General features: G+C 64.4%; 5 protein-coding genes. All 5 read left to right on the top strand.

Annotation, left to right across the window (positions count from 1 at the left end; genetic code table 11):
• A partial coding sequence (gene brxC, locus RBXJA2T_RS02255) for a BREX system P-loop protein BrxC (protein ID WP_009855692.1) occupies window positions 1-2625 on the top strand: 2625 nt, incomplete at its 5' end.
• Between the two features lie 81 nt (window positions 2626-2706).
• The gene (locus tag RBXJA2T_RS02250; RefSeq protein WP_009855691.1) at window positions 2707-6090 is read left to right on the top strand and encodes a DNA methyltransferase; all 3384 of its coding nucleotides are present in this window, start codon (window positions 2707-2709) and stop codon (window positions 6088-6090) included.
• 42 nt (window positions 6091-6132) lie between these two features.
• On the top strand, window positions 6133-8232 hold the full coding sequence (locus tag RBXJA2T_RS02245; RefSeq protein ID WP_009855690.1) for a RecQ family ATP-dependent DNA helicase: 2100 nt from the start codon (window positions 6133-6135) through the stop codon (window positions 8230-8232).
• Window positions 8233-8242: 10 nt separating this feature from the next.
• Window positions 8243-9691 carry a DNA-processing protein DprA gene (locus tag RBXJA2T_RS02240; protein ID WP_009855689.1) on the top strand — a complete coding sequence of 483 codons (1449 nt, stop codon included), beginning with the start codon at window positions 8243-8245 and terminating at the stop codon, window positions 9689-9691.
• A 31-nt stretch (window positions 9692-9722) separates the two neighbouring features.
• Window positions 9723-12077, top strand: a complete 2355-nt coding sequence (pglZ, locus tag RBXJA2T_RS02235) for a BREX-1 system phosphatase PglZ type B (protein ID WP_029719004.1) — start codon at window positions 9723-9725, stop codon at window positions 12075-12077.
• Window positions 12078-12095 lie beyond the last annotated feature (18 nt).

Genomic DNA, 12095 nt, shown 5'->3' with positions numbered 1-12095 from the left:
TTCCAGGTCCAAGAGGTCACCGAGACGCTGAGCAAGCACTTCAACGGCAAGCTGCTCTTCGTGGCCACGGGCCAGTCAGCACTGTCCGGTATGGTCAACCTGCAGCGCTTGATGGGTCGCTTCCCGGTTCAGGTGATGCTGGGTGACTGGGACGTCGAGAACGTCACCCGCCAAATCATCCTGGCCAAGAAGCCCTCGGTGCAGCCCGAGGTCGAGAAGGTCTGGCGCAACAACCTCGGCGAAATCTCCCGCCACCTGCGCGGGACCAAGCTCGAGCACGTCACCGACGACGAGAGCGTCATGACGTCCGACTACCCGCTGCTGCCGGTTCGCCGACGCTTCTGGGAACGCGTTCTCCGCACTATCGACACCACCGGCACCGTGTCGCAGCTGCGCAGCCAGTTGCGCGTGGTGCACGAGGCCGTGCTGGCCACCGCTGAGGCCCCGCTGGGGCACGTCGTCTCCGGCGACTTCCTCTACGACCAGATTGCCGCCAATCTCGTCTCGACGGCGCAGTTGCCCAAGGAGGTGTTCGAGAACGTCCAGCGCTTTGCAGCGGGGGATGCGAGCGCCCAGCTCAAGGCCAAGCTGCTCAAGCTCATCTACCTCATCAACAAGCTGCCAGCCGATGCAGCGATGGACCTGGGTCTGAAAGCGACCGAAGAGGCCCTGGCCGACCTGCTGGTCACCGACCTGTCCGCGGGCTCGTCCGAGTTGCGCAAGTTGCTGCCGGCCCTGCTGGAAGAACTGCAGAACAAAGACCGGCTGGTCATGGCGCTGGCCGGCGGCAACGGCACCGAGTACCGGCTGCAGACCCGCGAGTCCAGCGCCTGGTACGACGAGTTCCGTGCCCAGGAGGCCGAGCTCAAGGCCGCGCCGCAGCGCGTGGAACAGAAGCGCGCCGACCTGCTCAAGACCCGCTTTGCCGAGGTGCTGAAGAAGGTGCGCGTCACCCAGGGCAAGGGCAACGAGGTGCGCACGCTCAGCCCCACCTACGACGACGCCCTGCCTAAAGACAACGACAAGAGCCTGTACCTATGGATTCAGGATGGCTGGCAGACCGAAGAAAAGTCGGTCATCGCCGAGTCCAAGGCCAAGAGCTCCGACAACCCCACGCTCTTCGCCTTCCTGCCGGCCCAGCACAAGACCGAGCTGACGAACGCCATCGTTGCGCTGGAAGCAGCACGCACCACGCTCCAGAAGAAGGGCAATCCGTCCACCGAAGAAGGCCGCGACGCCCAGCGCTCGATGGAGAGCCGCCAGCGCAACGCCGAGAAGGAGCTGGCCGAGCTGGTGGACAAGCTGATGGCCGGCGTGCGCGTGTTCCAGGCCGGCGGTCAGGAGGCCACCGACGGCAACGACCTGGCCGACCGCATCAACCGCGCGGCAAAGTCTTCTGCTATCCGCCTCTACAGCCAGTTCGATGCGGCCGACCACGAGCAGTGGGGCAAGGTGCTGGACGAAGCTCGCAAGGGCAACCTGGAGGCCCTCAAGGCCGTCGGCCACACCCAGGAAGCTGACAAGCACCCGGTCTGCCAGAAGTTGCTGGGCTTCATCGGCCCCGGCAAGAAGGGCTCTGAGATTCGCGAGAACTTCGAGGCGCCGCCCTACGGCTGGCCGCGTGACGCCATCGACGGCGCGCTCTACGCACTGCTGGCGTCCGGTCATGTCAACGCTGCCGACACAGCCTCCAAGCCCGTTGATGCCAAGAGCCTGGACCGCGCCAAGCTCACGCAGACCAGCTTCCGGCGCGAGAGCATCAACATCACGCCGATTCAGCTCATCAAGATTCGCAAGCTGTTCGACGCCGTGGGCGTGCCTTGCCAGCCCAAGGAAGAGCTGAACCGGATGCCAGCCCTGCTGGCCAAGTTGCGCGAGCAAGCCTCCAAGGCAGGCGGCCCGGCACCGGCACCCGAGACGCCGAAGCTCACCGTCATCGAAGCCATCGAGGCGCAGAGCGGCAACGCACAGCTGCTGGAACTGTTCAACCGGCACGACGAAGTGCTGGCTCTTTCGCAAGGCTGGACCAAGACCGCGGCCGAGATTGCGAAGCGCATGCCTGCGTGGCACAAGCTGGGCGACCTGCTTCGCCATGCAAAAGCCCTCGGCCCCTATGCCAAGCTGAAGGCTGAGGCCGATGCCATCGAAGCCCAGCGAAGCCTGCTGGCGGACCCGGACCCTGTTCGCCCTCTGTTGGACGAGACGGTCGACCTGCTGCGTCAGGCCCTGAAGGCCAAGCTTGACGCCTTCCAACAAGGCTTCGCCCAGCAGCAGGCCCTGCTGCAGCAGGACGCCGACTGGAACAAGCTTGGCAACACCCAGCGCGATGAACTCACGGCCAAGCACCACCTCACGCCGCCGCCGGCCGTGTCCACCGGCACGCCCGAGCAGCTGCAGGACGCCCTGGACGACTGCGACCTGGACCACTGGGTCTCCAAGACCCAGGCTTTGCCCAGCCGGTTCGAAGCAGCGCGGCATGCCGCGGTGCAGCTGCTCAAGCCCAACGTCGTGCACGTGTCGCTGCCCAAGCGCACGCTGAACGACGAGGCCGAGCTGAAGTCCTGGTTGGCTGAGGTGGAGGCGCTGCTCAGCGCCAAGCTTCAGAAGGGGCCCGTGGCGCTGTAACGACCGAAGACGTCCAAAGGGGAGACCGAGGAACCACCGCCGTTACCTGCGTTACCCCATTCAGGGAAGACAAAGAACACCATGCCGACCGCAAGCATCAGCAACCAGCCCCTGGCCAAGCCGCTGCGCAGCCAGCTCGAGAACACCGTCAAGTCCGCCCGCGACGTGGCCGAGAAGGCCGCGCTGGCCGCCCTTCGGCAACTGGCCGTGAGCGAGGCGAAGGCCCCGGACTACCTGAGCGACGACCTCAAGGCCCTGCGCCGCCGCCTGCGCGCCCACGGCCGCGCGCTGGGCGATGTGAAGGCCAAGGACGACACCCAGGGACTGCAGCACCTGGTGTGGGAGGTGGCCTACGAACACTGGCACCGCATGCTGTTTGCCCGCTTCCTGGCCGAGAACGGGCTGTTGATGTGGGAGCTGGGTGCTCCGGTGTCGCTGGAGGACTGCCAGAACCTGGTCGACCACGAACAGGCCATGTTGGAGGGCGAGAAGCTCAGCTCTAAGACCCAGTGGGAGTTGGCCGGCAAGCTGGCCGCCCGCATGCTGCCCCAGGTGTTCAAACCGAAGAGCCCGGTGTTCGAGCTGGCCTTCGCGCCCGAGCACCAGCGAGAGCTGGAGCGCCTGCTGGCGGGGCTGCCGACCGAGGTGTTCAAAGCCAGCGACAGCCTTGGTTGGGTCTACCAGTTCTGGCAGGCCAAGCGCAAGGACGAGGTCAACGCCTCGGAAGTGAAGATTGGTGCCGACGAGCTGCCCGCCGTCACCCAGCTTTTCACTGAACCCTACATGGTGGACTTCCTGCTCCACAACTCACTGGGGGCTTGGTGGGTGACCCGCCACCCAGGCAAGACCTGCCCCGTGCCACTGACCTACCTGCGCACGCTGGAAGACGGCACGCCAGCGGCCGGCAAGTTCGAAGACTGGCCCAACAAGCTCGACGAGTTCAAGCTGCTGGACCCCTGCTGCGGTTCGGGCCACTTCCTGGTGGCGGCTTTCCTGCTGCTGGTGCCGATGCGCATGGCGGCCGAGGGCCTGAGCGCGATGGATGCGGTGGATGCCGTACTGCACGACAACCTGCACGGTCTGGAACTGGACGCCCGCTGCGTGGAGATTGCCGTCTTCGCGCTGGCCCTGGCGGCCTGGCGTTTCCCAGACGAAAACGGCGACCCGCTGGGCGTGCGCGCCGACATGCCCGCGCCGCAGGTGGCCTGCTGCGGCCTGAAGGTAGCCGCCAAGCCCGAGGACTGGATGGCCCTCGTGCCGGATGACGCACCGAACGCGGGTTACTTGCGGCAGGAACTGCGCCTGCTGCACGCCAGCTTCGCTCAGGCGCCGCTGCTGGGCAGCCTGCTGGACCCGGCGCGCAGTCTGAAGAACGACCTGGCCACGTCGAGCTTTGACACCCTGCGTGACCTGCTGGGACGTGCACTGGCCACCGAGCGTCCGGCGACGCTGTGGGGGCAGGCCAGTGAACTGCAGGACGACAGCTGGGACCTGGCGCTCACCGCCAGGGGGCTGCTAGATGCCGCCCGGCTGCTTGATGGGCGCTACCACTTGGTCGTGACTAACGTGCCGTATCTAGCACGAGCCAGGCAGTCGGATGTACTGAAGACCTATTGCGAGTCGTTTTACTCGGACGGGAGAAACGACCTTGCCAATGTATTTCTCGACCGCTGTTTTGAACTGTCTCGCGGTAGTGAGTTGGGAGTTGTGCAAGTTGTGATGCCGCAGAACTGGCTCTTCCAAGGTCGTTCTGAGACGCAACGACGCCGCCTGCTCACCGACAAAAGCTGGCTTCTGCTCGGCAGGCTGGGAACAGGCGCTTTCGCGACGATTAGCGGCGAAGTCGTAAATGTCGCCTTGTTCACGTTTGCAAATGTTCGACCCAACAAGTTGCACAGCCTCAGTGGCATTGACTTGAATGGATGCCTTGATGTTCAGAGCAAACAAACGGGGTTGGCAGAACTACCTCTCATTGAGAAAAGTCAGGCGACTCAGCTTAAGAATCCGGCAGCAGTTGTCTCGTTGGAAGATGTCGGAGCAAGCCAGTACCTTGGCGACGTGTGCTTCAGCTGGCAGGGGATAAAAACTAGCGACGACCTGAGATTCACGCGTGGATTCTGGGAGAGGGAGGGTATTAAGGACGGCTGGGTTAGGTATCACCGCTCAACTGACACTACGGGATACGTCGGCGGGATGACCGATATGCTTTATTGGGAGGACGGATACGGGGAATTGACTACTGTCTGCCAGGAAGGCGCCAGTTTTAGAGGCAAGAGCGCCTGGGGTCTGCCCGGCGTTTGCGTTGGGACGATGAGATTGAGTACGTCCGTTTATAGCGGCAATCACTTCGCAAGTGAGATTACTGTCATCCAGCCCAGAGGTTCCAGTGTCTCTGTCGATGCACTGTGGTGCTTCTTGAACTCTGATGAGTTTCGTACTGCTCTGCGAAGAGTTGACCAGAAGGTTGCCGTTACGAACTCGTCGTTCGGAAAGGTTCCGTTCGACTCAGCGCGGTGGGAAAACGTAGCGGCTGAGCGCTACCCTGACGGCCTACCCAAGCCGTACTCCGATGACCCAACGCAATGGCTGTTCCACGGCCACCCGCAGCCCGGCACCGACCCGCTGCAAGTCGCCGTCGCCCGCCTGGCCGGCTACCGCTGGCCGGCCGAGACCCACACGGCGATGGAACTGGCCGATGAGGCCCGCACCTGGATTGCCCGCTGCGAGAAGCTGGCCGAGCACACCGACGACGACGGCATCGTCTGCCTGCCCTCGGTGCGCGGCGAGGCGCCCGCGCATGACCGGCTGCTCAAGCTGCTGATTGCTGCCTGGGAGACCGTGCAGCCCGGCAGCTGGAAGCCCGCCGTGCTTGACAAGCTGCTGGCCGATGCCGAGTGCGCTGGCAAGGGTCTGGACGTCTGGCTGCGCGAGAAGTTCTTCGAGCAGCACGCCAAGCGCTTCCACCACCGCCCCTTCATCTGGCACGTGTGGGACGGCCTGAAAGATGGTTTTTCCGCGCTGGTGAACTACCACCAGCTCGACCACAAGAAGCTGGAGCGCCTCATCCACACCTACCTGGGCGACTGGATTCGCCAGCAGGAGGCCGGCGTTCGCTCGGGCGTGGACGGTGCCCCCACCCGCCTGGCCGCCGCGCAGGACCTGAAGCGCCGGCTGGAGCTCATCCTGGAAGGCGAGCCGCCCTACGACATTTTTGTCCGCTGGAAGAAGCTCTCCGAACAGCCCATCGGCTGGAACCCCGACCTCAACGACGGCGTGCGGCTCAACATCCGCCCCTTCATGACCGCCGAGGTCCTGCGCCATAACAAGAAGCCCAAGCTAAACATCACTTGGGACAAGGACCGGGGCAAGGACGTCGAGAGCGCACCGTGGTTCAAGGTCTTCAAGGGTGACCGCATCAATGACCACCACCTGACGGTGGCGGAGAAGCGGGCTGCTCGAGCCTGAGCCGAGCCAAAGAAGAAAAGATACCCAGGGAGAAAAGAACCAATGGTCAGTCGAGCCGAAGCACAGGAGTTGTTGCGGGCCGCGATGGGAAGCCCCGCGGCAGACTTTCGAGACGGTCAGTGGGAAGCTATTGACCACATCGTCAATCAGCGGGGCAAGGTGCTGTGCATCCAGCGAACGGGCTGGGGCAAGAGCATGGTCTATTTCGTTGCGGCCAAGCTCATGAGGGCGCAGGGGCACGGCGTGACCCTCATCGTGTCGCCGCTCTTGGCGCTGATGCGCAACCAGATTGAGGCAGCCAACCGCCTGAATCTCAAAGCGCTGACCATCAATTCCACGAACGTTGACGATTGGCCCGACATTCGCCGCACCTTGCTTGCCGATGGCGCGGACCTGTTGTTGATTTCACCGGAACGGCTGGCCAACGATGAGTTTGTGGCGGGCGTTCTGCAGCCCATCGCGGCGCGCATCGGCATGCTGGTCATCGACGAGGCTCACTGCATCTCGGATTGGGGACACGACTTCCGACCCGACTACCGGCGCATTGGCCAGGTGCTCGAGCGACTCCCCAACAACATCGCGGTGCTCGCCACCACGGCCACGGCAAACCGACGGGTGGAGCAGGACGTTGGCTCGCAGCTGGGTGCTGGTGTCCAAGTTCAGCGCGGTCCCTTGATGCGGGACAGCCTCGCTTTGCAAGTGATGCAGATGCCCAGCGCGGCGGACCGCCTGGCTTGGCTGGCGGACCGGATTCCCGAGCTCCCCGGAAGCGGCATCGTCTACACGTTGACGACCCGAGATGCCGAGCGCGTCGCCGACTGGCTGCGCCAAAAAGGCGTCGATGCCCATGCCTACCACTCTGACATTGACGGGCCAGAACGGGAGCGACTGGAACAGGCGCTGTCTGCGAACCAACTGAAGTGCCTGGTCGCTACCACGGCTCTCGGAATGGGCTACGACAAGCCCGACCTCACCTTCGTCATTCACTTCCAGACGCCTGGCAACGTCGTCGCCTACTACCAGCAGGTCGGCCGGGCCGGCCGGGCCATCCCGCGCGCCTACGGCGTGCTGATGGCGGGGGATGAGGACGGCGATATCAATGAGTTCTTCCGTGAGGCTGCCTTCCCGCCCGAGTGGCAGGTCGACCGCATCCTGAATGCGCTGGACGAGGCCGAGGACGGCATGAAGGTCCGTGACCTGGAACGGGCGGTGAACCTAAGGCCCTCTCAGATTGAGAAGGTGCTGAAGCTGTTGGTGGTTGAGCCCAAGTCACCTGTCATGCGCATCGAGGGGAAGTGGTTTCGGACGCCAAACCCCTACAAGATGGACCGCGAGCGCATCGCGCACCTGACCAGGCAGCGGGAGCTGGAATGGGAGCAGATGCAGCAGTACGTCGCCAACCAGCGGTGCTCCATGCAGTTCTTGGCCACCGCACTCGATGACGACACCAGCGGACCTTGCGGGCGTTGCGCGTTCTGTTTGCGGCAACCCATCCTGCCCTTCGAGACCAGCCGAACCAACCTCATCGACGCGCAGCGCTTCGTTCGGCACAGCGAGATGCCGCTGCAGTTGAAGAAGCAGTGGGATTTGCCTGCGCTCGCCCAGTACGCTGGTCAGTTTGCATGGCGAGGGCAGAACATCCCGCACGAGCTTCGCGGTGAAGACGGCCGCGTGCTTTCGCGCTGGGGCGAACCCGTGTGGGGTGCACTGGTGGCACAGGGCAAGGCCGCAGGTCGGTTCGATGATGAGCTGGTTGCCGCCACGGCTGAACTGGTCAAGCAGCGCTGGCCTCAAGGCGCACGGGCTGCCTGGGTGGCTTGCATCCCCTCCCTCAGGCATCCCGAACTGGTTCCTGACTTCGCCCGTAGGCTGGCAGACGCCTTGGGCATTCCGTTCCGCGACGCTGTTCAGAAGACGCGAGAGACGGAGCCACAGAAGCAGATGGAGAACCGCTTTCACCAATGCCACAACCTCGACGGCGCCTTTGCCGTGGATGTGGACCTCTGTTACTCCGACCCCGTGCTCCTGGTCGATGACGTCGTCGACTCGGCCTGGACGCTCACACTCACGGCAGCCTTGCTGAGACAGGCTGGCGTGCAGGCCGTGTTGCCGTTTGCGCTGGCGACGACTGCGGCGAAATGAAAGACATTCGATGAACGACCATGACTTGAGCGAAGACACCGAAGCAGTTCTGCTGCTCTGCGGCCGCTTCGGCGGCGAGAAGCAAGACCCCTACCAGCCGCTCTCGGCCAGGGAATATGGGGAGCTGGCCAAGTGGCTGCTTGGCCGCAGTCTTCGCCCGTCTGACCTGGTCAACAGCGCGGGGCGAGAAGCCCTCTCGGACGTGCATCAATCCAGGCTGGAGCGCAAGCGCATCGAGTTCCTGCTTGGGCGCGGCACTGCGATGGCCTTGGCGCTGGAGCGTTGGACGCGTGGGGGACTGTGGGTGATTTCCAGGGGGGACGCGGAGTTCCCGAAGCGACTTCGGCGTCACCTGAAGCACGCGACACCTCCCTTGCTTTACGGCGCAGGCGACAAGACGCTGCTGGACTTGGGCGGCTTGGCCATCATCGGCTCGCGAGATGCGACAGAGTCGGCGCTGGAGTACACACGCGCCATCGCGGCGCGCTGTGCCAGCGAGGAGATGGCGGTGGTTTCCGGCGGCGCCCGTGGTGTTGACGCGGCAGCCATGCAGGGCGCCACCGAGGCGGGCGGCTCTTGCATTGGCGTTTTGGCCAGCGACCTGCTCAAAACGAGCGTCAACCGTCAGAACCGGGTGGGCCTCCAAGAAGGACGACTGGTGCTCGTGTCGCCGTTTTTCCCGGAGGCGGGCTTCAACGCGGGCAATGCGATGGGGCGCAATCGCTATATCTACACCCTGGCGGACCAGGCATTGGTTATCGACTCGGCGCTGCGCAGTGGCGGTACTTGGGAGGGGGCTATCGAGAACCTCAAGCATGGATGGGTTCCGATGTACGTCCGCTCACCTGGTGAAGGCGCAGGCAACGCAGCGCTGATTGCGGAGGGCGGGCTGCCGTTCATGCTTTCGGATAAATCGGACGAAAGCCTCAAGGAGATTTTTGGCAGTGGGCCATCAGGGGAGAACCCAATCAATGTCGTCGATACGGCTATGCAGCCTTCACTCCTGGAGCCACCGGCGGCGGGAGAAGCTGAACCCCAGCCGACCCATGCTTCGAGCGGCGAGGTCGAGACCAGTTCTACGTCCAGCTCCCTGGCTACGCCCGGGCCGGATACAGCCGCTTCCGCTGTTGTCGAGCAGCCCAAGCTCCCTGAGCTTCCCGATGTTCCAGCGGGTACCAAGGGTACAGCCAATACAAGCGGAGCTGAAGAAGTCGGCACCATTGCGCAGTCTCTATCGGACAGCGGCGCCTCGCCGATGGATATGTATTTCGACTTCAGCGTTCGGCTCGGAAAGCTGCTAAGCGGAGGGGCACTGTCTGAAGAGGATATTGCCGCTCTTCTTTGCATTGAGAAGAGTCAAGCCAAAGTTTGGCTCAAGCGGGCTAGCGAGACGGGCGCTGTCGAAAAGCTGAAGAAACCCGTCCGCTACGCACTCGGGCGGCAGGGCAGCTTGTGTTGACCGGTTCGGCAGGAAGCGGAGGCGCTAAGCAATGAAGCACATGCCCACGAGTTCAGAGAATCTTGGCAGCTCGCTGGCTGAGAAGCTGTTGGCCGTCGCTAAGGGCAACAGCCATACGGCAGCGCCCGCCGCGGCAGTACTGTGGCCAGACAAGGAGCGGCAGTGGGCCGCAGCCATTCCGGCGCTCAAACAGTCGGTGCCGGGGCTGTGCGAACTTGGCACATTTGACCCGCCGTCGCGAACCGGTCCCTCCGTGTGGCTCAAGTGCGCTATTGCCGGCGTGTTGCCGGAGGTGCAATTCCAGGGCGTGCCCGTCGTCTACCTGCCGGGTGTCAGCCGTGCAGAGTTGCGGGCCATCGAGAGCTGCCCGCGGGACCTGCAGCCGCTGGCTGAGCTGCAGTACCGGGGCGTGTTCTGGAGCCAGGTCAACACCAAGGACTGGACGGTCAGCGCTTTCCTGTCTTCGAAGAACGGTGGCCTTGGGCTGGACGTGGCGCAGGACAAGGCTACGCAGGAGGCCCTGGCCCAGGTGCTGTCCGCCGGCGTTTTGCTCGACAGGCCGCTGGACGAGCTGAAGGGTCGGCAAATCAATGCCGAGTGGTTGCTGAGCCTGCTGGCACCGAATCCGACCCGAGACCTGCTGGTGTGGATGAACGCCCCCCAAGCAACGCAGAAGGACTGGGCTGGCGTACGGTGGGACGTGTTCTCCAAGCGGGCCAAGTCCGACTTCGGCTTCGACCCGGTCAGTGAAGGCGCCCTTGTTGCTGCTGAGAAGCTGGCCCGGCGCGAGGGCAAGTGGGCAGCAGTGGCTGAGCTCTATCGGGACTCGTACACGAGCTTCCCGGAGGTGCTGACGCTGCTCCGCACCGTGCAGCCACCGCAGTTGGGGCTGTTCCCGGACATGGACCTGCATGGACCTTTGGCCGGCTACCCGCTAGCGAACGAGCAAGGCGAGGCGAGTCTGCGCTACGCGCTGTCTGCATGTGCAGCCATGGATGCCGCCCAGGCTCGTACCGCTATCGCCACCGCTGAGAAGGAGCACGGCGCGCGCCGGGGTTGGCTGTGGTCCCGCATGGGGCAGTCGCCCTTGGCTCAAGCGCTGGAGCACCTGGCTCGATTGGCTGAGCTGAGCGCGGCGGCGCCCATCGGCGCTACGCCTTCGGAGCTGGCTGCGAGCTACCAGCAGTCTGGGTGGCGTGTGGACGAGGCGGCCACGCTGGCCATAGGCGCCGCGCAGACTAAGGCAGACACCGACGCCGTTGGCGCCGCGGTGCGCGCCGTCTACCTGCCCTGGCTCGAAGAAGCGGCCAAGCGGCTGCAGGACGCCGTGAAGAAGGTGGGGGGCCTACCGCCGCTGCAGGCAGCATCAGACGCAGCAGCTGATTCAGGCACCTGCACGGTGTTCGTGGATGGCCTGCGGTACGACGTCGCCCAGCGGCTCCGCGCCAAGCTGGATGGGCTGGGCGCCACGATATTGGCGGCCCGTTGGACCAGCATGCCTTCGGTCACGGCGTCCGGCAAGGCTTGGTGTTCACCAGTGGCCGGGTTGGTGTCAGGCACGGCGGAAGACGTGGAGTTCGAGCCCCGCGTCGCCGCAGACGGCAAACCGCTGTCTGGCCACAACTTCAGGAAGCTGTTGACCGACAACGGCGTGCAGCCGCTGGACAAGCACGAGACAGGTAACCCGAGCGGACGTGCCTGGACGGAGTCGGGCGACCTGGACCACTACGGCCACGAGCACGGCGTTCGTCTCGCGCGAGACGTCGATGCCCAGCTGGCCGCGGTGGTCGAACGGGTGCAGGAACTGCGCGATGCCGGTTGGCGTCGGGTGCGCATCGTCACCGACCACGGCTGGCTGCTGGTTCCCGGTGGCTTGCCGAAGACGGAGCTGCCCAAACACCAAGCCGAGACCCGCTGGGGACGCTGCGCCGTGCTCAAGGACACGGCACACGGCACCCCGCTGACCTTCGGCTGGGATTGGTGCAAGGATGTTCAGGTGGCGTATGCGCCCGGCGTGTCGTCCTTCATTGCTGGAGCCGACTACGCGCACGGTGGCCTGAGCCTGCAAGAGTGCCTGGTGCCGGTGCTGGAACTGGCGGTGGCTGCACCTGCGGCAGCGGCACAGGTCACCATCAAGGCAGTGACCTGGAAAGGCCTGCGCTGCGTCGTCGCGGTGGACAGCTCGTCGGCCGGGCTGAAGGTGGACGTGCGGACGAAGCCCGCGCTGGCGACGTCGAGCCTGGTGGCCAGCGTGAAGCCCCTGGAGGCCGGCAAGGCCAGCGTGGCGGTGGCCGACGACGACAACCTGGGCGCAGCGGCCGTGGTCGTCATCGTGGGAGCCGATGGCCAGGTGCTGCAGAAGCAGGCGACGACAGTGGGTGGCTGAGTGAAGCCAAGCCAGGGA

This window comes from Rubrivivax benzoatilyticus JA2 = ATCC BAA-35 (assembly GCF_000190375.1).
Taxonomy (GTDB): Bacteria; Pseudomonadota; Gammaproteobacteria; order Burkholderiales; family Burkholderiaceae_C; genus Rubrivivax; species Rubrivivax benzoatilyticus.
The sequence above is the reverse complement of the archived record's forward strand: the minus strand, read 5'-3'. Positions and strand labels throughout refer to the sequence as shown.

Coding starts and splice junctions, on each gene's coding strand:
- RBXJA2T_RS02250 (WP_009855691.1), top strand. CDS start 2,707: ATGCCGACCGCAAGCATCAGCAACCAGCCCCTGGCCAAGCCGCTGCGC.
- RBXJA2T_RS02245 (WP_009855690.1), top strand. CDS start 6,133: ATGGTCAGTCGAGCCGAAGCACAGGAGTTGTTGCGGGCCGCGATGGGA.
- RBXJA2T_RS02240 (WP_009855689.1), top strand. CDS start 8,243: ATGAACGACCATGACTTGAGCGAAGACACCGAAGCAGTTCTGCTGCTC.
- pglZ (WP_029719004.1), top strand. CDS start 9,723: ATGAAGCACATGCCCACGAGTTCAGAGAATCTTGGCAGCTCGCTGGCT.